The 21,458-nt window shown below is 68.3% G+C and carries 18 protein-coding genes; 15 read left to right on the forward strand and 3 right to left on the reverse strand.

What is annotated here, in order from left to right; genetic code table 11:
- Positions 1-227: 227 nt before the first annotated feature.
- The 9 genes from pqqB (at position 228) to ACFWIW_RS40820 (ending at position 10,229) form a co-directional block, all read left to right on the forward strand.
- Entirely contained in the window at positions 228-1,136 is a 909-nt protein-coding gene (gene pqqB / locus ACFWIW_RS40780) for a pyrroloquinoline quinone biosynthesis protein PqqB (RefSeq protein WP_378373384.1), read from the forward strand.
- A complete protein-coding gene (pqqC, locus tag ACFWIW_RS40785; RefSeq protein WP_378373385.1) occupies positions 1,133-1,828 on the forward strand; it encodes a pyrroloquinoline-quinone synthase PqqC in 696 nt (231 codons plus the stop codon). Before pqqB ends, pqqC begins: the two co-directional genes overlap by 4 nt.
- Positions 1,828-2,103 carry a pyrroloquinoline quinone biosynthesis peptide chaperone PqqD gene (pqqD, locus tag ACFWIW_RS40790; RefSeq protein ID WP_378373386.1) on the forward strand — a complete coding sequence of 92 codons (276 nt, stop codon included), beginning with the start codon at positions 1,828-1,830 and terminating at the stop codon, positions 2,101-2,103. Before pqqC ends, pqqD begins: the two co-directional genes overlap by 1 nt.
- Complete coding sequence (gene pqqE, locus ACFWIW_RS40795; RefSeq protein ID WP_378373387.1) at positions 2,100-3,224, forward strand: pyrroloquinoline quinone biosynthesis protein PqqE; 1,125 nt, start codon at positions 2,100-2,102, stop codon at positions 3,222-3,224. The genes pqqD and pqqE overlap by 4 nt, the downstream gene beginning before the upstream one ends.
- A gap of 4 nt (positions 3,225-3,228) precedes the next feature.
- Positions 3,229-5,784, forward strand: coding sequence for an aminopeptidase N (gene pepN, locus ACFWIW_RS40800; protein WP_378373388.1), 2,556 nt, complete (start codon positions 3,229-3,231; stop codon positions 5,782-5,784).
- A 264-nt stretch (positions 5,785-6,048) separates the two neighbouring features.
- A complete protein-coding gene (locus tag ACFWIW_RS40805) occupies positions 6,049-7,092 on the forward strand; it encodes a LysR family transcriptional regulator (RefSeq protein WP_378373389.1) in 1,044 nt (347 codons plus the stop codon).
- Between the two features lie 61 nt (positions 7,093-7,153).
- Positions 7,154-8,131 (forward strand): class I fructose-bisphosphate aldolase, encoded by a 978-nt coding sequence (locus ACFWIW_RS40810; RefSeq protein WP_378373390.1) that lies wholly within the window; start codon positions 7,154-7,156, stop codon positions 8,129-8,131.
- Between the two features lie 104 nt (positions 8,132-8,235).
- The gene (locus ACFWIW_RS40815; RefSeq protein WP_378373391.1) at positions 8,236-9,213 is read left to right on the forward strand and encodes a fructose-bisphosphatase class II; all 978 of its coding nucleotides are present in this window, start codon (positions 8,236-8,238) and stop codon (positions 9,211-9,213) included.
- On the forward strand, positions 9,210-10,229 hold the full coding sequence (locus tag ACFWIW_RS40820; protein WP_378373392.1) for an HAD-IIA family hydrolase: 1,020 nt from the start codon (positions 9,210-9,212) through the stop codon (positions 10,227-10,229). Before ACFWIW_RS40815 ends, ACFWIW_RS40820 begins: the two co-directional genes overlap by 4 nt.
- Positions 10,230-10,400: 171 nt before the next feature.
- On the opposite strand, the gene ACFWIW_RS40825 is transcribed toward ACFWIW_RS40820, so the two are convergent.
- Entirely contained in the window at positions 10,401-10,871 is a 471-nt protein-coding gene (locus ACFWIW_RS40825) for a ribose-5-phosphate isomerase (RefSeq protein WP_378373393.1), read from the reverse strand.
- An 807-nt stretch (positions 10,872-11,678) separates the two neighbouring features.
- Between ACFWIW_RS40825 and ACFWIW_RS40830 the strand changes: the two genes are divergently transcribed.
- From ACFWIW_RS40830 to ACFWIW_RS40850, 5 genes are all read left to right on the forward strand, one after another.
- Complete coding sequence (locus ACFWIW_RS40830) at positions 11,679-12,227, forward strand: manganese efflux pump MntP family protein (RefSeq protein ID WP_378373394.1); 549 nt, start codon at positions 11,679-11,681, stop codon at positions 12,225-12,227.
- Between the two features lie 52 nt (positions 12,228-12,279).
- Positions 12,280-14,517: a catalase/peroxidase HPI gene (katG, locus tag ACFWIW_RS40835; RefSeq protein ID WP_378373395.1), complete on the forward strand. Its 2,238-nt coding sequence runs from the start codon at positions 12,280-12,282 to the stop codon at positions 14,515-14,517.
- Between the two features lie 235 nt (positions 14,518-14,752).
- Positions 14,753-15,208 carry an MSMEG_3727 family PQQ-associated protein gene (locus tag ACFWIW_RS40840; protein ID WP_378373396.1) on the forward strand — a complete coding sequence of 152 codons (456 nt, stop codon included), beginning with the start codon at positions 14,753-14,755 and terminating at the stop codon, positions 15,206-15,208.
- Between the two features lie 16 nt (positions 15,209-15,224).
- Entirely contained in the window at positions 15,225-16,907 is a 1,683-nt protein-coding gene (locus ACFWIW_RS40845) for a PQQ-dependent dehydrogenase, methanol/ethanol family (protein ID WP_378373397.1), read from the forward strand.
- Between the two features lie 97 nt (positions 16,908-17,004).
- Positions 17,005-17,199 carry a recombination activating protein 1 gene (locus ACFWIW_RS40850; RefSeq protein WP_378373398.1) on the forward strand — a complete coding sequence of 65 codons (195 nt, stop codon included), beginning with the start codon at positions 17,005-17,007 and terminating at the stop codon, positions 17,197-17,199.
- A gap of 13 nt (positions 17,200-17,212) precedes the next feature.
- Here ACFWIW_RS40850 and ACFWIW_RS40855 read toward each other — a convergent pair whose 3' ends face one another.
- Positions 17,213-18,553, reverse strand: coding sequence for a LytTR family transcriptional regulator DNA-binding domain-containing protein (locus tag ACFWIW_RS40855; RefSeq protein WP_378373399.1), 1,341 nt, complete (start codon positions 18,551-18,553; stop codon positions 17,213-17,215).
- A 740-nt stretch (positions 18,554-19,293) separates the two neighbouring features.
- Here ACFWIW_RS40855 and ACFWIW_RS40860 point away from each other — a divergent pair.
- Entirely contained in the window at positions 19,294-20,667 is a 1,374-nt protein-coding gene (locus ACFWIW_RS40860; protein WP_378373400.1) for a LytTR family transcriptional regulator DNA-binding domain-containing protein, read from the forward strand.
- Between the two features lie 56 nt (positions 20,668-20,723).
- Here the strand turns inward: ACFWIW_RS40860 and rpe are convergent, their stop codons facing one another.
- Positions 20,724-21,401, reverse strand: coding sequence for a ribulose-phosphate 3-epimerase (gene rpe / locus ACFWIW_RS40865; RefSeq protein ID WP_378373401.1), 678 nt, complete (start codon positions 21,399-21,401; stop codon positions 20,724-20,726).
- Positions 21,402-21,458 lie beyond the last annotated feature (57 nt).

Below are 21,458 nucleotides of genomic sequence, written 5' to 3' on the forward strand. Positions count from 1 at the left end.
CGAATAACCACACCGTCCCCGTGAGTGCGGCTCAGCCGCCCGGTGCGCCTGTTCACGGCCACGATCGCGGCGGCCCGTTCGTGGCGGCGGGGTGCCCGTTCGTCAAGGATTCGGTGCCGGTCGTGCGCGATCGATTGTCAGGGCCCGGCGTGGACGAAGAAGGTGGGCGAAGACAAACCGAGTTCAGGTCACGGCCGCGGTCAGGGGCCGGATTCGAGGGAGGACGTGTGTTCGTTCATTGCCTCGGAGTCGCGGCAGGCGGTGGCTTTCCGCAATGGAATTGCGCTTGCGCCGGATGCCGTACCGCCCGGGCGAAGCCCGAAGTCGCGACGATGCACGCCGGGATCGCGGTTTCCGGGGACGGTGAGCGGTGGTTCCTGCTCAACGCGACCCCGGACGTCCATCACCAGATCGCGGCGGATCCCGCCCTGCATCCGGGGCCGGAGATCAGGGCGACGCCGGTCGCCGGTGTGCTCCTGACCGACGCGGAGTTCGATCACACGATCGGCCTGCTGATGTTGCGCGAGGAGTCGTCGCTGAAGGTCTACGGGACCTATCCCGTACTGGAGGCGCTGAGTTCGTGGTTCCCGGTCCGGGAGCTGCTGAGCGACTACGCGGATCTTTCGTGGTCGCTGCTCGAAATCGGCCAGCCGCTGGAGCTGGACGACCGGCTGCTGGTGACCGCCTTCCTGACCGGTTCCAAGGCGCCACGCTATGTCGGGAAGTCGCGGCATTCGCCGCATCGCGACTCGTCGGAGTGGGAGGTCGGCTTCCGACTGCAGGACAAGGTGACGGGCGGAACCGTCGTGTACGCCCCGACGCTGCCGCGATGGGACGCGAAGTTCGCCGAGCAGGTGGCCTCGGCGGATTGCGTCTTCCTGGACGGGACATTTTGGACGGACGACGAGATGTCCTGCCGGGGAGCCGGAAACCGGACCGGGAGGTCCATGGGGCATATGCCCGTCGGCGGCGCCGACGGTTCGGCCCGCGCGCTGGCGGCGCTTCCGGCGAAACGGAAGATCTACACCCATATCAACAACACGAACCCGATCCTCGACGAAGGGTCCGGCGAGCGGCGGTGGCTGACGAGCCTGGGCATCGAGGTCGGTCGAGCCGGCTTGGAGGTGGAAGTATGAACGCTTGGTCCGCGGAGGAGTTCGAAGCACGGCTGCGGTCGATCGGGGAGAAGCGGTACCACCATCTGCACCCGTTCAACGAACGGATGCATGCGGGAACGCTGACCGAGGAAGAGTTCCGCGGCTGGGTCCGCAATCGCTTTTACTACCAGATGAACCTGCCGGTGAAGGACGCGTTCATCCTGACCAAACTGCCCGGCCGGGCCGACCGTCGCCGATGGATTCAGCGCATCATCGACCATGACGGCCGCGAAGGAACCGAAGGCGGCATGGAGAAATGGGTACGCCTCGGCGAAGCCGTCGGCCTGACCCGCGAAGAACTGTTCGACGTCGACACGGTGCTGCCCGGGGTCCGGTTCGCGGTGGACGCCTATGTGGACTTCTGCCGGCAAAAGCCGTGGCTGGAATCCGTGGCGTCGGCGCTGACGGAACTGTTCGCGCCGGATCTGCTCAGCAGGCGGATCACCGACGTGCGGCGGCACTACCCGTGGATCGGCGAGGCGGGCCTGGAGTACTTCCGGGCCCGATTGACCCAGCAGCCCAAGGACATCGCGCATCTGCTCGAGCTGGTGCTGGAGCACGCGAAGTCCAGGGAACAGCAGGACGCCTGTGCCCGAGCCCTGGAGTTCAAATGCGATGTCTTGTGGAGCCTGTTGGACGCCGTGCAGTTCGCGTACGGCAAGGGTTCGTGATGGACGACAGCGATCTGGCGGCGACGCCCCGGCTGGCGACGAAGGCGATGCTCAAGCACGACAGCGTCCGCGACGTGGAGCTTCTCCTGTTGCCGGAGCGGGTCGTGCTCCTGAACAAGTCGGGGGCGGCGATCCTCGGCCTGTGCGACGGCAGCCGGACCGTGCGGCAGCTGGTCGAGCAGCTCGAGCAGGAGTTCGAGGCGACCGATCTGGTGAACGACGTGATGACGTTCCTCCGCGACGCGAGCGGACGGGGCTGGGTGGTGGTCACATGAACGGGACTCCGCAGCCGTACGGCCTGCTGGCCGAAGTCACGCACCGGTGCCCGCTGCACTGCGTCTACTGCTCGAACCCGCTGGAACTGCGCGAGCGGGAGGACGAGCTCGGGACCGACGAATGGGTGCGGGTGATCGGCGAGGCGGCCGGGCTCGGCGTCGTCCAGGTCCACTTTTCGGGCGGCGAACCCCTCGTCCGCGGCGATCTGGAGACCCTGGTCGCCGAGTGCCGCCGTCGTGGCCTGTACACGAACCTGATCACCAGCGGTCTCGGTCTCACCGAGGCCAGGGCGGAATCGCTTGTCGAGGCGGGCCTCAACAGTGCCCAGCTGAGCATCCAGGGGGACGCGGCCGAGTCGACCGACCTGGTCGCGGCCAGCAAGCGGTTCGACAAGAAGGAGGCGGCCGCCGGCATCATCCGCGACGCCGGGCTGCCGTTGAACATGAACGTGGTGCTGCACCGGCTGAACCTGCACCGGCTGGACGCGATCATCGACGTCTGCGTGAAATGGGGCGCCGAGCGGCTGGAACTCGCCAACAGCCAGTACTACGGCTGGGCTCTGCGCAATCGCGAGCTGCTGATGCCGAGCAAATCCCAGCTGGACGAGGCCGTCGGCGTCTACGAACGCCGGAAGGCCGAGCTGGCCGAGCGGATGGAAATGCTCTGGATCCTGCCGGACTACTACGAGCCCTACCCGAAACCGTGCATGGGCGGCTGGGCGCAGAACGCCTTGACCGTGGCGCCGGACGGCGTGGTCTACCCGTGCCCCGTCGCCGCGGAGATCAAGACGATGGAGTTCTCGTCCGTTCGCGACCACGACCTCGAGTGGATCTGGACGAAATCCGCCGCGTTCGAGGCGTACCGGGGCACGGAGTGGATGCCCGATCCCTGCCGCGGCTGTCCTCGCAAGGAGCTGGATTTCGGCGGGTGCCGGTGCCAGGCGTTCGCGCTGACCGGGGACGCGGGCCGCACCGATCCGGTGTGCCAGCACTCACCGGACCATCACCTGGTCCAGTCGGCCCTCGTCCGTGCAAATCAGGAGGGCACGGCGGCGACCGGCGAGGTGATCCGCGAGCAGCTCGTCTACCGGCGGCCGACCGTCTCGGCGCGAAGGCGATGACAACATGCCCGACGGAAGCCGTGCCGCGGCCGGAAGCCCGCTGACGCGGGACGAAGCCGCGGCACGGTCCGCCGCGATCTTCGATGTCCGGTACACAGTGGACATAGATCTGACACTGGGGGATCGGGCGTTCGCGACGACCACGGTGGCCCGTTTCCGGGCCGGGACCGGGAGCGGGCCCGTCTTCCTCGATTTCGCGGGGACGGCCGAGTCGGTCGAGTGCAATGGCCGGGAGCTGGGGCCGGACGCGCAGGACGGGACGCGCGTCCGGCTGGAGGTGCGTCCCGGCGCGAACACGGTCAGGGTGGCAGGCACCGCTCCCTACTCGCGAACCGGCGAGGGGTTGCACCGGTTCCGCGATCCGCTCGACGGCCGCGTCTACCTGCACACCAAATTCCAGCCTTTCGCCGCGCACAAGGTGTTCGCCTGTTTCGACCAGCCCGATCTGAAAGCCACGGTCGAGATGACCGTCACCGCCTGCGACCGGGCGGTGGTGGTCGCCAACACCGGCCCCGTCGAGTCGCGGCCCGCCGGCGGGCGGACGGTGTGGCGGTTCGAACCCACGCCGCCGCTGCCGCCGTATCTGGTGGCCTTCGCCGCGGGCCCGTTCCGCCGTCTGACCTCCCGCCACCGGGGAGTGCCGCTGGCACTGTACGCGCGGGATTCGCTCTTCGAAGAACTCGTCGCGGACGCGCCCGAGCTGTTCGACGTGATCAGCCGGGGCCTCGACTTCTACAGCGGGTTGTTCGCCCTGCCGTATCCGTTCACCAAGTACGATCACGTCTTCGCGCCCGAATACGCGTTCGGGGGCATGGAACACCCCGGTTGCGTGACGCTCAACGAGCGGTTCCTCTTCCGGCATCGGGTCACCCGTGACATCCGGCGACGGCGGGCCGAGGTGCTGCTGCACGAGATGGCGCATATGTGGTTCGGCGACTACGTGACCCTGCGCTGGTGGGACGACCTGTGGCTGAACGAGGCGTTCGCGGAGCTGATGTCGATCGTCGCGCAGCGCGACGCGACCGGGTACGGGGAAGGCTGGACCGCCTACGCGCACCACGCCCTGCCGGTGGCCCGGCATGCCGACCGGCTGCCCACCGGCCACGCGATCCGGGTCGAAACCCTCGACACCGACGCCGCGAGGGTGAACTTCGGCCCGATCGTCTACAAACGAGGCGCCGCGGTCCTGCGCGACCTCGCCGGGCGCCTCGGATGGGAGACCTTCGTCGCCGGGGTGCGGACGTACCTGCGGGCACACGCGTGGGGGAACGCCTCCCTCGACGACTTCGTGGCCGCGCTGCGACAGGTGTCGGACGAGGATCTTGATCGCTGGGTGGACGAATGGCTGCTTCGCCGGGGTGTCAACACGGTCGAGGTGTCCCGTCTCGCCGACGGCGACCGGCTGGTCCAGCTTCCCGATCCGGACGTCCGGCCGCGGCACCTGAATCTCCGCGTCGCCGCCTTCGACGACCGCGGCGGCGAGCTGGTGCCGCGGCGGCGCGCGACCGTCGTGCTCACCCCCGGCAGGTCCGAAGGGGAGCTCGCCGTCTTCGGCGCCCCGGACCTGCTGGTGCCCAATGACGACGCGGTGTGCCACGTCAAGGTCAGGCTGGATCCGCGGTCCCGCCGGACGGCTTTGCGTGCTCTGTCCACTTTGGATGATCGGCGGGCGCGGGCGGTCGTGTGGGGAGCGCTGTGGGACGACGTGCTCGACGCGCGATTGCCCGCACGAAGCTACGCGTCGGCCGTTCTCACCCATGGAGTCCGTGAGAATGACGACGGCGTACTGGAGGCGCTTCTGGAGCGCGCCGTGCGGGCGGTGCGGGTCTACGGTGACCCCGCCGATCGGCGCCGGGCGCTCGAAGTCCTGGCGCATCGCCTCCGCGAGCGGTTGGCGGGCGCCGCGCCGGGTGGTGATCGGCAGCTGGTGTTCGCCCGTGTCCTCGTGGGGGTCGCGCGGGCCGGCGGTCCGCTGAAGGAGATCGTGTGCGGACGGTCTCCCTGGGCCGGGTTGGAAGTGGACAGGGACCTCCGGTGGCGGAGCCTGTTCCGCCTCGCGGCGATCGGATGCGACGTCGGCGGGCTGCTGGACGTCGCGCGGGAAGCCGATCCTGGGGACGGCGGCCACCGGAACGCCCTGATGGTGGAAGCCGTGCGCCCCACCGTCGCGGCGAAGGACGAGGCGTGGGCGCGGTTGTCCGGCGACGACCTTTCACTCGCGGAGAAGAAGGCCGTCATGGCGGGGTTGCGGGAGCCGGGACAGGAAGCGTTGCTCACCCGGTACGCGGAACGCTATCGGCGGACGCTGAAGGCCATGGCGGCCACCGCCCGGCCCGAGTTCATACTCGCTTTCGCCCGCGCGCTCTATCCACGGTTCACCGACGACGAGCACGGCGTGCTGGCGGACACCGATGAGTTGCTGGCGAGCGGATCGCTCCCGGACGAGGTGCGGAAGGCCGTCCGGGAGGAGCGGGCCGAACTCCTCCTCATCCGCGCCGCGCGAGCGTGTGACGCGGCACTCCGGCGGGATCCGCGAGAACGAACGGCGGTGGATCGGTGACGAATGGAGCCTTCGCCGCCACGAAAGGGTGCGTGAGCCCGTTCACATCCGCCCAAGCGTCCGATCCGGCCCGTAAGTGGCCTGGTGCACACCGTTCGTGCCCGGGAGCCGGGCGTTCGTGCCGGATGGATTGACCACGCGTTTCCGCTCCCCGCAGGCTCGTTCCACAGCACGGGGCGCCGGTGGAGCTCAGCACATTCCCGGCGTCCCGTGCGAACCGAACGTGGTGACAGCACGGCGAAGTCCGGAATGAGAGGTGAAACCGTGGTTCTTCCGTCGAAGATGCCTCAGCTCGCAGACCTCGATCTGCTGCTCTCGGTGGAAAGCCACGGGAGCGTGGGAAAAGCCGCGCAAGCGCACAGCCTTTCCCAGCCCGCCGCCAGTATCCGGATCAGCGCGATGGAACGGCGCCTCGGCCTCAAGCTGCTGGAGCGCTCTCCCGCCGGATCGAAGCTCACCGAAGACGGGGAGATGCTGGCGAAGTACGCCCGCAACGTCATGCAGGCGGCGAGGGAGTTGCTCGAATTCGGTTCCGGGGCGAGGTCTTCCGACGCGAAACGGCTCCGGATCGCGGGCAGCCCCGCCGTTTCCGAGCACCTGATCCCCGAATGGCTGAACCGTTCGGGTTTCTCGTTCGGTGAGGCGCGCGTCGAGGTCCAGACGGGCAGTGTGGAGACATTGCACCGGCTGATCCGGGCGAGCCATGTCGATCTCGCGTTCGTCGACGGCTGGTGCCATGCCGGTGGGCAAGGGCGGGAACAGTCCCGTGAGGACCTGATGACCCGGTACATCTGCGACGACAAGCTGGCCGTGGTGGTCGGTTCGAAGCACCCGTGGGCGACGAGGCGCAGCCCTTTGACCGTGCAAGAGCTGGCGGCCGCCCCGCTCGTGCTGCGCGAGCGCGGCTCGGGGCTGCGCGAGTTCACCGACGAACTGCTGGGAACCGCACGGGTTCCGCGTGGCTACGTCGAATTCCCGTCGAGCGCCGCGATCAAGCAGACGGTCGCCACCAGCCGCCGGGTGACCGTGCTGAACGTCTCCACCGTGCGGTCCGAACTCGCGGAAGGACGGCTGCATCTGGTGACCGTCGACCAGGAGATGCCTGCCAAACCCATTTACGCGACCTGGAGCGAACGGCGGGGTCTCCCGGACCACGCGAAGGAATTACTGGAGATCGCGGTGTCCAAGGGCAGCCCGATGCCGCCGGTCGTCGTGCCGGGGCAGCAACCGCGGATGGTCGATTGGCGGAAGCGCAAGCACTCGCGAGAGCCCAGCTTGGCGGTCGACGGGCGCGGATCGATGACCTGATCCAGAACTCTCGCGGAAATGTCACACCATCCGGTGTCCGATACAGGAGGAGCAACAGTAGATGTCAGCCCTGAACAAGATCGCGCGCACGATGGTCTCCGATCGGCGCGGTATCCTCGCCGCCGACGAGAGCATCGGGACGATGTCCGCCAGGCTGGAGAAGGTGGGCGTCGAAGCGACCGCGGAAAATCGCCGGGTGTACCGGGAACTGATCGTCACGACGCCGCGGCTCTCGGAATCCATCAGCGGGATCATCCTCGCGGACGAGACGTTCCACCAGAAAGTGAGCGACGGCCGCACGTTCCCGGAGTTCCTCGAAGACATCGGGATCCTCACCGGGATCAAGGTCGACACGGGCGCGAAGCCGCTGGCGGGGTCACCGGACGAGAAGATCACCGAGGGCCTCGACGGCCTTCGTGAGCGAGTGACCGACTACGTGCGGCTCGGCGCGACGTTCGCCAAGTGGCGGGCCGTGATCACGATCGGCGAGGACGAGCCCTCGGCCCGCGCGGTGCGGGCGAATGTGCACGCACTGGCGCGGTACGCCGGTCTCTGCCAGGAGGCCGGTCTGGTGCCGATCGTCGAGCCCGAGGTCCTGATGGACGGGGACCACTCGCTGGAGCGATGCCGTCAGGTGACCACGGCCGTACTGGAGTCGCTGTTCGAGGAACTCGACCTGATGCGGGTGCGGCTCGACGGCATCGTCCTCAAGCCGAACATGGTGGTCGCCGGGACCGGTAGCCCGGAGCGGCCCACGGTGGACGAGGTCGCCAAGGCGACGGTGGAGACCCTGCGGGAGACCGTCCCGTCGTCCGTGCCGGGGATCGCGTTCCTCTCCGGCGGGCAAAGCCCGGAACTGGCGACCCGGCACCTCGGCGCGATGCAGAAGCTGGACCCGCTTCCCTGGGAGCTCACCTACTCCTTCGGACGGGCGCTCGTCGGGCCCGCCCTGGAGGCCTGGCGGGGCGACGAGGCCAACCGGGCCGCCGCCCAGAACGCGCTCTCCGAACGAGCGGTCGCGAACGCCGCCGCCCGCTGAATGCGGTTCGCGCCCGCTTGAGGGGCGGCCGGTCCGGCCACGCGGACAGCCGGACCGGTCGCCCGCGGCGCTGTTTCCTTGTTCGGTCGAGTGAAGTGAGAACGATGAAGACTCAGGAATGGGCCATCCCCGGTCGTCCGGGGATGGCGCTCGATGGCTCCGGGCAGGCGCTCGCGCTCGAACTCGTGCGCGTCACCGAGGCGGCGGCGATCGCGGCGGGCGAATGGGCCGGGCCCGGGGACGGGAACAGCGGCAAGGCCGCCGCCATCCACGCGATACGCGAACTCCTCGGCTCGGTGCGGATGCGCGGCGTCGTGGTGACGGGCGGGAAGAGCGCCACGCCGGTCCTTTCCGCCGGCGAGGACGTCGGGAGCGGGGACGGCCCGGTGTGCGACGTCGCCATCACCGCGGGCGACGGCGCGCTCTCGACGGTCAAGGACGTGCCGTACGCCCTGACGGCGATCGCGGTGGCCGAGCGCGGTGCGTTGTTCGACCCGTCGCCGGTCGCCTCGATGGAGAAGCTGGCCGTCGGCCCCGACTGCGTCGACGTCGTCGACATCGGCCGCCCGGTGGCGGAGAACCTGCGAGCGGTCGCCAAGGCCAAGGACATTCGCGTGTCGGACGTCGTCGTCGCCGTGCTCAACCGGCCGCGGCACCGGGATCTCGTGCACGAAATCCGCGACGCGGGCGCGCGGGTCCATCTGCTGGAAGGCGGTGACGTCGCCGGCGCGATCGCGGTGGCGCGGCCCGAGAGCCCGGTGGACATCCTGCTGGGCGCCGGGGGAGCGGCCGAGGGGGTCATCGCCGCGGCCGCCCTCACCTGCTCGGGTGGCTCGCTACAGGCCCGGCTACGGCCTGAGGGGAAGATCCTCCACACCGAAGACCTGGTGGACGGGGAGAACATCCTCTTCTGCGCCACGGGAGTGACCGGAAGCGAGCTGTTACGAGGTGTGCAGCACCACCCGGGCCGCGTCGTCACGCAATCCCTGGTGATGTCCTCGAAGCCGGAGACGGTGCGGATCGTGCGATCCGAACGCCCGCACGCCGCCCGGCGCGAGCAGGACGGGCGCCGAACGGCATGACCGGCGAGAACACCGGGGACGATCCGCTCATCACGCGGTACCGCGGGCTGATCTGCGACCTCGACGGCGTCGTCTACCGCGGGCCCTCGGCCGTTCCCCACGCGGTGGCGACCTTGAACCATGTGACGTCGCGAGGTGTCCCGGTCGTGTTCGCGACCAACAACGCGTCCCGCCCACCCGAGGACGTGAGCGACCATCTCCGCGGGCTGGGCGTCGCCCCGCGGGGCTGGTCGGTGGTCACCAGTTCGCAGGCTGCCGCGGCATATCTGGCGGAGCGGCTGGGGCGGGGGACGCCCGTGTTCGCGGTGGGAGGTCCGGGGGTCGCCCGCGCGCTCACCGAGGCCGGGCTGACCCCGGTCCGCGTCGCGGAGCTGGACGGCGCGCCGGTGGAGGCCGTCGTCCAGGGGCTGGGAACCGACGTCACCTGGCGGGAGCTGGCGGCGGTCGGCAGGCTCGCCGACGCGGGAGCCACCTGGGTGGCCACGAACGTCGACCTCACGTTGCCGACACCGTACGGGCGGGCGCCGGGCAACGGGGCGCTGGTCGCCCTGGTGCGGACCGCTACCAGCGCATCCCCCTACGTGGTGGGGAAACCGCAAGCGGCGCTGTTCGACCTGGCCCGGGCCCGGCTCGGTACCGTGCACTCCGAGACCCTGGTGTGCGGGGACCTGCTGGACACCGACATCGCGGGCGCCAACTCGGCAGGCCTCGACTCGCTGTTCGTCCTGAGCGGCGCTTCCCGCCTGCGCGATCTGGCCTTCGCCGAGCCGTCCGCGCGGCCGACGTACGTCGCCGCGGATTTGAGCGGGCTGCTCGCGCCCGGAACGCCCCTGCCTGCCCCCGAACGTGCGCCGGATGCCTTGTCCCGCAAGCAGAACACGGCCGGCAGCGACGAGATGCTGCGGTCCGTCGTCACCGCGGCGTGGGCCGTCCGTGACGCGGGCGGCGTGGTCTCCGACGACGACGGCCTCTGGGAGAAGATCGAGCAGCAGCTCGGGCTCGGCGCTGTCGTGTAAGTCCGGCTGTGACCTGGCGCGAGGGGGTCGTGAGTGGCAATGGTCGTTCTAACGCTCTTTTTCACTCACGACCCCCGCGCCTCTGGCCGCCTGTCGGCGTTCGGGGCCTGTTTGCCTTAAGACGTCCTTTGTGGACAACTGCCCGGGCGGCCGGCCCGGGGCCGGATCCGTTCAGTTCCCCGGCAGCGCGGGCGCTTCGCCGGTGCGCTCGTAGCCGGACAGCAGGTCGATCCTGCGCTGGTGGCGTCCACCCTCGAACGCGGTGGTGAGAAACGCGTCCACGATGTGTTCGGCCTCTTCGACCGTGTGCATCCGGGCGCCGATACCCGCCAGCAGCGCGTTGTTGTGCTGCCGGGCGAGCTTGGCGGTGTCCACGCTCCAGGTCAGCGCGGCGCGTGCGCCGGGCACCTTGTTCGCGGCGATCTGTTCCCCGTTCCCGGAACCGCCGATGACGATACCGAGGCTGCCTTCGTCGGCCACGACACGCCGTGCCGCCTCGACACAGAACGGCGGATAGTCGTCGTCCGCGTCGTAGACGGACGGCCCGACATCGATCGTTTCGTGGCCGAGCGCGGAGAGCCTTTCGACGAAGTGGTTCTTGAGTTCGAGTCCGGCGTGATCGGAGCCAAGGTAGATTCGCACGTCGGCAGTTTAATCCCCGATTCGCGGCGAAATCGCCCGATCGTCATCGAAACGCCTTATAGGCCGAAGTGAAGTTCTTATGGCCGCGGCCGGCCACGTTCGGGTCGCCGGGATGCGAAAGCCACTTTCGCAACCTCCAACGTGGTGAAAGTGGCTTTCGCAACGCCGGTGGAGACATGGGCGAGTGGTCGCCGGATGACGTGACGGCCTCGCCGCACCGCCGACGTGGGCCTGGTGAGGGTGGGTGAGGTGCCGTGGCCGTCCGTGCACCCACCCGTCCCGTTCGTGGGCGCCAGGACGCCGTTCGGCACCGGTTGCCACCCAGTGGTTCAAGGTCGGTTGCCCCGGCTTCGTTAAATCGAGGATGCTCTTTCATGGCCGCGAAATTTCGTGAGTTGGTCCTCGAGTTTGCGCGGATCACGAATGCCCGGCTCGCCCCGTCGCCGGGTGTAGTCAACAGCGAGGAGGAATTATGAAGTGGGAAACTCCGGAGTACACGGTCGTCGAGGTGTGCGCTGAGGCCACCGGCTACTTCTACCGTGGCTGACAGCCGGGCGCACCGGCCCGTGCTGTCCGTTTTCCCGTAGTCGCGGCAGGTACCCGAAAGCCTGCTTCCCGGCTGCGTCGGCGTCGACGCAAGGCCCCGGATCGGAAACCCGGTCCGCGGGGCCTTGCGTCACGCCTTTCGACAGTCCACCGGCGAAGTCACGAGCTCCCCGTGGGTTGTGAGTTCCGGCCATCGGGAATCGAACCGTTTTCCGGCCCGCTCTCCCTGGTCTCCCTGCCTGCACTTTCGAGGTGGTTCAGATGTCTCTTGAATTCCTGCCACTGCTCGCGCTCGCCTTCGGGCTCAGCCTGGACAATTTCCGCTCTGCGATCGCCATCGGGACGATCCCGTTCGGCTGGCGGCGCGCCTTGCAGGTCGCCCTGATCTTCGGGATATGGGACGCGGTCGGGCCGCTCTTGGGCGGATTCCTCGGTAGCTATCTGGGTGACTTCTTCGGGGAATGGGGCGAGTACATCGGGGCGGCGGCGCTGGGGTTGTACGGCGTGTACTTCATCGTCGGAGCGATCCGTCATCCGGAGCCGGAAGACATGGATCATCCGTGGGTGACCCTCTTCGGCATGCCGCTTTCGCTGAGCGTCGACAATTTCATCGCGGGCGCAGGGCTGGGAATCGCCGGATTCTCCCTTGTGGTCCCGATGCTGACGTTCGGCGCGATGACCGTGGTCATGACGTTCGCCGGCCTGTACGTCGGCAGGATGGCCGCAAAGGTCGTCCGGATCCGGGCCGACCTGTTCAGCGGGATCTCGTTGGTCAGCGCCGCGATCCTGTTGCCACTGGTCTTCGGCTGAGCGGTGTCGCCGTTCCGGCGACAAGGCGGCGATGGCATTTGGGGAGGCGACGATGCCCGAGAATCCCGACACCCACGTCTACCGGACCTACGACAAGGTTCTCGGCGAGACCCGGCAGGCCCGGCGGCGGAATCATCCGGCGGCGGGCGGCGACGCCAACGACTGGTGGCCGGCCCGGGTCGACTTGACGGCCTTGCGCCGGCGTCGGCCCGAGGACGAACCGCTGTTCGCGGACTTCGACTACGCCGAGGGCTTCAAGACGCTGGACCTCGGCGAACTGGCACATGACATCGACGAAGTGCTGACGACGTCGCAGGACTGGTGGCCTGCCGACTTCGGTCACTACGGTCCTCTCGTGCTGCGCATGGCCTGGCACGCCGCCGGTACCTACCGCGTCAGCGACGGCCGAGGCGGTGCGGCCGCGGGAATGCAACGCTTCGCCCCGTTGAACAGCTGGCCGGACAACCGCAACCTGGACAAGGCCCGCCGGTTGCTGTGGCCGGTGAAGAAGAAGTACGGACGCAAGATCTCCTGGGCCGATCTGATGGTCTTCGCCGGTAACCGGGCCTTGGAATCCATGGGGTTCAAGACTTTCGGGTTCGGCGGCGGCCGGGCCGAGGTGTGCGAACCCGACGAGCTGTACTGGGGGCCGGAACGCAAGTGGCTCGCCGACGAACGCCACAGCGGCCTGCGTGAACTCGACGAGCCGCTGGCCGCCGCCGAAATGGGGCTGATCTACGTCGATCCGCAGGGCCCGGCCACCAATCCCGACCCGGTGCTCGCGGCGCGCGACATCCGGGAGACCTTCAAACGGATGGGCCTGAACGACGAGGAAACGGTGGCGCTCATCGCGGGTGGGCACACCTTCGGCAAGACGCACGGCCCGGCCGATCCGAACGTGACCGGCGGACCCGAGCCCGAGGCCGCGCCGCTCACCGATCAGGGGCTCGGCTGGATGGGCGGATGCCGCAGCGGCGTCGGGGCGGACACGGTCACCAGTGGACTGGAAGGGATGTGGACGCGCACGCCCGTCCAGTGGGACCACACGTTCTTGGAGACGCTGTTCGAGTACAAGTGGGACGTCGAGCTCAGCCCGGCCGGTCTGTGGCAATGGATCCCGAGCGACGGCCAGGGCGAGGGCACCGTGCCGGACCCCTTCGACCCGGACACGAAACACCACCCGGTCATGCTCACCACGGATCTGTCGTTGCAGGAGGATCCGGTCTACGAGTCGATCTCGCGGCGTTTCCTGGAGCATCCGGATCAGTTCGAGGACGCCTTCGCACGGGCTTGGTTCAAACTGACCCACATCGACATGGGCCCGATCCGGCGGTACCTGGGGCCGCTCGTCCCGGCCGAACGGCTGATCTGGCAGGACCCGGTACCGGATATGGACCACGAACCGGTGGACGACGGCGACATCGCCGCCCTCAAACGCGAGATCCTCGGTTCCGGCCTGACGGTGGCGCAGCTCGTGACGACGGCGTGGGCGTCGGCTTCGACGTACCGCGACAGCGACAAACGCGGCGGGGCGAACGGGGCGCGGATCCGGCTCGAACCGCAGTGCGGCTGGGCGGTCAACGAGCCGGAGCGGCTGGCCGTCGTGCTGTCCGCGCTGGAGGCGATCCAGCGGCGGTTCAACGATTCCCAGCGCGGGGACAAGCGGATTTCGCTCGCCGACCTGATCGTGCTCGGCGGATGTGCCGCGGTGGAACACGCCGCCGCGGCCGGTGGTCACGAGATCGACGTCCCGTTCCGGCCCTGGCGCACCGACGCGACCCAGGAATGGACCGACGTCGAGTCGTTCGCGGCGTTGCGGCCCGTAGCGGACGGCTTCCGGAACTACCTGGGTGACGGTTTTTGGGCCGCCCCAGAGCATCTGCTGATCGATCGGGCGAACCTGCTGACCTTGACCCCACCCGAGATGACCGTGCTGATCGGCGGGCTCCGGGTGCTCGGCGCCAACCACCGGCGTTCCCGGATGGGGGTGCTGACCTCGTCGCCGGGGGTGCTGACGAACGACTTCTTCGTCAACCTGCTGGACCTGGGGACGGAGTGGTTTCCCAGGCGGCACAAGGATGTCTGGACGGCGGTCTACGAGGGCCGCGATCGGGACGACGGGGAAGTGAAGTGGATCGCGAGCCGGGTCGACCTGCTTTTCGGGTCGAACTCCGAATTGCGGGCGCTTTCGGAGGTCTACGCGAGCGAGGACGCGGGCGGGAAGTTCGTCCGGGACTTCGTCGCGGCGTGGGTGAAGGTCATGGAACTCGGCCGTTTCGGGGCGAGCTGATGTTCCCCGGTCCGGCAGCCGGGTTTCGATTCGCACGAACGGTATCCACCGCCGGGCGAACGGTGGAGCGGAGCCGGTCGGTGGCAATGGATATCGGAATTGCTTTCCCGGGCGTAGGGTTCGGACTCGTTGCACAGATCAAACGCTGAATACGGGAACGTCGGGTTTCCGGTGAGCGATATTTCAGCGAATCCAGCGAAATAGGCATTTCCTGCTGACGAGGAGGTGAAGTCCGATGACGATTGCCCAGGAACGAGAAGATCTTCTTGCGGAGATCGGCGGACAGAACAGGGCGACCATCGGTGCCGTGCTCGGGTCCGGAACGATCGCCAAGGCGACCGAGCGGGCCGACGGGACGATGGAAGCGACCATCCGGATCCCCGAGGACGCGATGACGTGGGAGCCGGGCGTGCTGATCCTGCCGCACGGCGGAATTCTCGAGCTGACGATCATCAACGACGACAAGAACACCCACGCCTGTCTGCTCCCCAGCAACGGCGACAAGCAGTTCATCGGCCTGCTGAACCACTCCAAGGGCACCGCGACGCTCGAACTCGACGGCCCCGGCTGCTACTGGTACGGCTCGCCGGCGGGTAACGACGAGGGCCGCGGCCTGACCGCCGCCATCGTCGTGACCGGTGAGGTCCCGCCGGAAGCCAAGCTCGACCGACCCGCCCAGCCGCGGCCGTAGAAAGGCAGGAATCACCATGACTCTCGAATACGTCGACGCCGGGAAGGCGTTCGACCACGGTCAGCTGTCCAATCTGCCCCACAGCGCGCCGGACGTGACGCGCGGCGTCAACTACGAGCGCATCCTCCAGGCGCGGAGCGAGTCGCACAACTGGATCACCTACTACGGCGACTACGACGGCAAGCGGCACAGCCTGCTCGACGAGATCAACGTCGACAACGTCAAGAACCTGAAGGTGGCCTGGATCTTCCAGGCGAGCGCGACCGGCATGATCGCCTCCACCTCGACCTACGCCTTCGAGGCCTGCCCGCTGGTGGTCGACGGCGTCATGTTCGTCACCGGATGGGACGGCTGGCTCTGGGCGCTCGACGCGAAGACCGGCGAGCAGCTGTGGCGCTACAAGCACGCCATCCCGATCGACGTCACGCTGTGCTGTGCCAACGTCAACCGCGGCTGCGCGGTGGCCAACGGCAAGGTCTACATGGTGACCCAGAACGCCCAGCTGGTCGCGCTCGACGCCACCACCGGCCGGAAGGTCTGGCAGAAGACCATCGGCGACGTGCGGGCGGGTGAGAGCGCTTCGATCGCTCCGCTGGTCATCAAGGACACGCTCATCACCGGTTCCGCCGGCGGCGAGTACGGCGTCCGCGGGCACATCGACTGCTGGGACCTGGAGACCGGCGAGCAGCGCTGGCGGACCTACACCGTGCCGAAGCCGGGTGAGCCCGGCTCGGAGACCTGGCCCGCCGACGGCGAGGCCTGGCAGCGCGGCGGGGCGAACCACTGGGTCACCGGAACCTACGACCCGGAGCTGAACCTCTACTACGCGGGCACCGGGAACCCGGCTCCCGACTTCGACGGCGAGGTCCGTGAAGGGGACAACCTCTACACCGACAGCGTGGTCGCGCTGGACGTCGACACCGGCGAGATCAAGTGGCACTACCAGTTCACCCCGCACGACCTGTGGGACTACGACTCCACCATGGAGATGACCCTGTTCGAGCGGGACGGCAAGAAGCTGCTGGCCCACTTCGACAAGAACGGGTACATGTTCGTCCTCGACCGCACCAACGGCGAGCTGCAGCACGTCACGCCGTTCGTCGACCGGATCGACTGGGGCGTCATCACCCGCGACGGCAAGGTGACCCCGCGGAAGTACCCGGACAAGGAGGGCGAGCCCTGCCACTTCTTCCCCGGTCCCGCCGGTGCGAAGGAATGGACGCACGCGTCGTACAACCCGGACCTCGACCTGTTCTACGTCCCGGTCGCCGACGTGGGCGCCACCGCCACCCGGCGTCGCCGCGAGTTCAAGGAGGGCATGCCCTACTGGGGTGCCGCCGTCGAGGTCGACATCGACAACATGGCCGGGTCGGTCAGCGCGTTCGATTCCCACGGTGAGGAGAAGTGGCGCCACCGGCTCAACAACATGCCGATGGCCGCGTCGACCCTCAGCACCGCGGGGAACTTGGTGTTCGCCGGCACGCCTTCGGGTGAGTTCCTGGCGCTGAACTCGGAGACGGGTGAGAAGCTCTGGAGCTTCCAGTGCGGCAGTGGTCACCACAGCAGCCCGAGCACCTTCACCGTCGACGGCAAGCAGCACGTCGCGGTGCCGGTCGGCTGGGGTGGCTGGCTCGAAGGCATCGTCCCCGGCCTGTCCGGTCAGGGGCACGGCGCCGCGTTGATCGTTTTCTCCCTGTGACAGGGGATCTTCACTGAGGTACCGGCCGGTGGCCGGGTCGCCGCGGCGACCCGGCCACCGTTTCGGCGCTTCGGGCGACGGAAGCCGAGGTGAAACGATGAACCAGCAGACCACACCCGGGCAGGAACGGTTGCCGTGCCTGTACTGCGGGGAGCGTTACGGACCGGACGACGTCGCGCGGCATACCGAACCGGTGCACTGCGGGCGCTGTATCACCTGCGTCGGCAAGCCCGAGTGTTTCGAGTGCCGTCTCATGTACTGCGTCTGCGACGTGCACCGGTACCGCGGCTAGCCGGTCGTGCCGGTCAGATCTCCAGTGCCCGGCGCACCATCGGCGCGTTCCGCCGGGAGACCGGCACCATGGTCTGTTCCCGGTCGTCCATGACCAGGAACAGTTCGCCCTTGTAGCGCCGTTCGACCTCCCGGATCCGGCTGAGGTTCACCACGTATTGGCGGTGCACCCGGAGGAATCCGGAATCGCCCAGTTCGGTTTCGAGCCGGTCGAGACCCGGCGAGGCGGAACGCAGCAGGCCCTGGTCGGTGGACAGCCACACGTCGTTGCCGTCCGACTGCGCGAAGGAGACCTCGGGGAGCCGTAGCAGGATCATGCGGTTCTCGCGCGTCGCGACCATCCGATGCGGCTGCGTGCGAAGAGGGGCGTCCTCGGCCGTCCGCTGCACCGGATCCCCTTCGGTGACGCCGAACGCGACGATGTTGCCGATCAGGTGGCCGGCGAGGAAGACCGGCCGGAAGCTGATCGACGTCGGTTCGTTGGCGAGCCGGGTGCGGATCTGCGTCGAACCGGACCAGCCGGGATTGCGCATCGCCTGCCCGGCGGCGTATTCGGCCGCCCGGATGAACTCCGGCAGTTCCGGTTTCCACCGGACCGCGGGATCGGGCGCCGGCGTGGAGCCCGGGATGCCGAGGAGTACCCCCGCGGTGTCGTCGGCGAGCACGACCCGGCCGGCGGGATCGACGGCCGCGAGCGGTGCCCGCGAGCCCGACCTGCTGTGGTTGAAGGCGGCGATCAATTCGGCGCCGTCGTCCTTGGCGTGCTGGCGCAGGATGCGCTGGGTCTTCGTGGCGGCGTTGCCGAGCCAGGTCCCCACGGCCGGCGGGAGCTCACCGCGCCAGCACGAGATGTTGAGCACCGCGACCGGCTTCCTGGTCACCACGTCCCGCACCGCCACGCCGGCACAGGTCCAGTCGTGGAAGGCCGCGCACCAGTGCTCGGCGCCGCGGATGAGCACGGGGGCGTAGGACATCAGCGCGGTCCCCATGCCGTTCGTCCCGGTGGCACCCTCGGCCCAGCAGAACCACGGCGCCAGGTTGGCTTCGGCGGCGACGGCGCGGGTGGCCTGGTCACCCCATTGGGCCAGTACCCGGCCGGAGGCGTCGGTGATGGTCACGATGCCGCCGCGGGTGTTGACCTCGCGCGCCAGGGAGGCGGCGCGGAAGCCGAGTTCGGCGATCACGACGTCGTGCTCCAGCGCGTGCCCGACCTCGGCGACGGCCGCCGGGGCCTCGGTGAGGCTCGGGTCGACGCCGTACTGGTCACGGCACCGGTGCCAGGAGATCGCGATTTCCGGCCGCACGCCACGGAGGTCGTCCTCGCCTCGCGCGAACCGCTCCCACGCATCACGCACAGTCGCTTCCTCGCGACTGTGCGTTGCCTGGTCGGGTCGGCGTACCTGTGTCATCTGAGACCGCCTTTGGTCTGGTGCCGGCCCGGCCGGAATACGCCCGTCCGGTGCCGATGACCTGCTCGCATATCGGGCCGCGTCGCGTCCCTTGGCCGCCGCCGCAAGCTAAACTTCTCCCGGAATCCAGGGCAAGCGGCCTGGGACGAATGCGGGTGGACGACCTACGAACGGTCGTGAATCGAGGACCGGCGGTGGCCGTCGGCACATCAGCGGTCGACGCGTCTCCCGCGCCGGGAAATCGTGTATCTCTGGTTATCGCGAAGTAAGGCGAACCTGAATTTGTTTCCGGTCTGCCGCTACAAGTATGCGGATTGATCAAGGTGATGGCGTATTCCCGGAAATACCCGGATGGTCGATCATGAATCTCGGGTTGGTTCCTTCTGGCCGACAATTTGCCGAGGGTTAACCGTGGCCGGGGTTCGCCGGTCCGGCGGCTGGGTACCTCCCGTGCCGGCGTGGCCCGCCGATCAGGTGGTTCTACAACAACATTTCCTGACGATAAGAAGTTGTATTGAAATCTCGTGTCGCATCGGGTTACCTTGTTTCCTCTGCCACCGCCCGGCGGTCTCAGGAAACCCCGGTGCGCCGGCGACAAGGAGGTCGCGATGACCGGGAGAGTGCCGCCGCTCGTGATCGCATCGAGTCGGCCCGGCAGACGTGACCACGTGGCCGATGGTTCGCTGGTGACCACGTCATCGGCGAAGGAAGTGGCTCGCGCGTGGGAGAACTTCGCCTCGGGCGAGGACATCGAGACGGGTGTCCGGCCCGAAATCCTCGCGTCGTGGTACCGATGCCGGGATCGGTACGAAGTGGACCGGCGATTGGACGTCGCTCCGGGCGCGAGAGGCGATGAAGCCCAGCGTGCCGACAACGGCGTGATCTTCACCGCGCTCGGCGGTCTCGGTGCGCTGGCAGGCCAGGAAGTCGAACAGGACGGCGCCGTCGTCACCGTCACGGACGGCGACGGACGTGTCCTCGGCGCCTGGGGCGACCCTTCCGCCCGTCGGCGGGCCGAGCTGCACAATCTCGCCCCGTGGTCCTCGTGGTCGGAGGAATGCACCGGTACGAACGGGATGGGGACTTCGCTCGAAGTGTCCGGCCCGGTGACGGTCACCGGGCCGGAACACTGGTGCGAAGCCTTTCATCAGTGGGCGTGCGCGGGCGTTTCGATTCGCGACATCGTGACCGGCGCACCGGTCGCGTCGATCAACATCTCCCGCTGGAACGCGTCGCTGTCCAAGTTCGTGCCGCCGTGGCTGACGAAGGCCGTCGCATGCGTCGAGCAGGAGATCTATCGGCGCGCGATCTACGAAGCGGACAAGGTGATCGCCGAATTCACCAAGGAATCCCCCCATGCCGGTGGTTCTTTCCTTGCCATGGACCGCGGCGGGAACATCATCGCCGCGAACGAGTCGGCTGTCGCGTTGCTCGGGCTGACCGGCGAAACGCCCATCGTCGCGGGTGCGACCGAACCGGCGGAGCGCTGGACCCCGGACATCCCGGGGCTGCCCGACGTGGTGCGGTGGGCGAGGAAACAGGCGCAGGGAAGTCCACAGTGGAGCGGATACGCGCGGCTGCCGGTGTGTCCCGGCGAGGAGGCCACCTCGCTGACCCTGCGTTCCGTCGTCGACTCGAACCACGTGGTGGGCCTGCTGTGCGCGTTCGGGGTGCAAGAAGGCGAGGCGTACGACGGAAGTTCCGGCGACGTGGTCGGTTCACTGCCTCGCTGTGTCATCGGGATGCGGAAAGACCGGCTCGTCCTGCTGGCCCCGTCGGAGATCCGCTACGCCGAAGCCGACCGGAACATCGTCTGGCTCGTCACCGAACGAGGCCGGATCCAAGCCGCGACCCGCGGCCTGGACAACGTCGAGCGGATGCTGACACCGCACGGGTTCCGCCGGGTGCACCGGCGGTATCTGGTCAACCTCCGCCGGGTGGCGGAGCTGGAACGCGGTATCAAGGGAGAACTCTTCCTGATCACGGATTCCCGTTCCCCTGAACTGGTTCCCGTTTCGCGGCGCCACGCCCCGGATCTCCGGCGGATGCTCGGAGTGTGAAAGCGGGGTCTCGGAGTCCTGGCCGGACTCCGAGACCCCGCTCCGCCCGGCGTCGATCACGTCGTCTGTGACCGAAGGGCTTCCACCTGGCTGCGAAGTCCTTCCACGGCCCGCGCGGGATCCTTGGCCGCGTAGACGGCGGAACCGGCCACGAAGCAGTCGACGCCGGCCTCGGCCGCCTGCTCGATCGTGTCGGTGTTGATGCCGCCGTCGATCTCCACCACCAGGTTCAGATGCCCGGTGTCCACCATCGTGCGCGCCTTGCGCACCTTGTCGAGGACCTCGGCGATGAACTTCTGCCCGCCGAAGCCGGGCTCCACGGACATCACCAGCAAGGTGTCGTAGTGTTCGAGCACGCCGAGATAGGGCTCCAAAGGCGTGCCCGGCTTGATCGCTAACCCCGCTTTCGCCCCTGCGGCCCGCAGGTTCTTCGCGAGCATGATCGGGTCTTCGGCCGCCTCGACGTGCACCGTGACGTTGTGGGAACCCGCTTCCGCGTACCCGATGGCCCACCGATCCGGCTTCTCGATCATCAGGTGACAGTCCACCGGTATGTCGGTGGCGGCCAGGATCGACCGCACGACCGGCAGGCCCAGGGTCAGATTCGGCACGAAGTGCGCGTCCATGACGTCCACGTGCAGCCAGTCCGCCCCGCGGCCAGGCCGCCCTTTCACCGCGGCCATTTCGTCGGCGAGCCGGGCGAAATCGGCGGAGAGGATGGACGGGGCTATCAAAGGATTCTTCGACACGCGTTCGAGCGTAAGTCCGTCGGCACGGTGCCCGGCTATTGC

This window comes from Amycolatopsis sp. NPDC058340 (assembly GCF_042723975.1).
Lineage (GTDB): Bacteria > Actinomycetota > Actinomycetes > Mycobacteriales > Pseudonocardiaceae > Amycolatopsis.

Coding starts and splice junctions, on each gene's coding strand:
- pqqC (WP_378373385.1), top strand. CDS start 1,133: ATGAACGCTTGGTCCGCGGAGGAGTTCGAAGCACGGCTGCGGTCGATC.
- pqqD (WP_378373386.1), top strand. CDS start 1,828: ATGGACGACAGCGATCTGGCGGCGACGCCCCGGCTGGCGACGAAGGCG.
- pqqE (WP_378373387.1), top strand. CDS start 2,100: ATGAACGGGACTCCGCAGCCGTACGGCCTGCTGGCCGAAGTCACGCAC.
- pepN (WP_378373388.1), top strand. CDS start 3,229: ATGCCCGACGGAAGCCGTGCCGCGGCCGGAAGCCCGCTGACGCGGGAC.
- ACFWIW_RS40810 (WP_378373390.1), top strand. CDS start 7,154: ATGTCAGCCCTGAACAAGATCGCGCGCACGATGGTCTCCGATCGGCGC.
- ACFWIW_RS40815 (WP_378373391.1), top strand. CDS start 8,236: ATGAAGACTCAGGAATGGGCCATCCCCGGTCGTCCGGGGATGGCGCTC.
- ACFWIW_RS40820 (WP_378373392.1), top strand. CDS start 9,210: ATGACCGGCGAGAACACCGGGGACGATCCGCTCATCACGCGGTACCGC.
- ACFWIW_RS40830 (WP_378373394.1), top strand. CDS start 11,679: ATGTCTCTTGAATTCCTGCCACTGCTCGCGCTCGCCTTCGGGCTCAGC.
- katG (WP_378373395.1), top strand. CDS start 12,280: ATGCCCGAGAATCCCGACACCCACGTCTACCGGACCTACGACAAGGTT.
- ACFWIW_RS40840 (WP_378373396.1), top strand. CDS start 14,753: ATGACGATTGCCCAGGAACGAGAAGATCTTCTTGCGGAGATCGGCGGA.
- ACFWIW_RS40845 (WP_378373397.1), top strand. CDS start 15,225: ATGACTCTCGAATACGTCGACGCCGGGAAGGCGTTCGACCACGGTCAG.
- ACFWIW_RS40850 (WP_378373398.1), top strand. CDS start 17,005: ATGAACCAGCAGACCACACCCGGGCAGGAACGGTTGCCGTGCCTGTAC.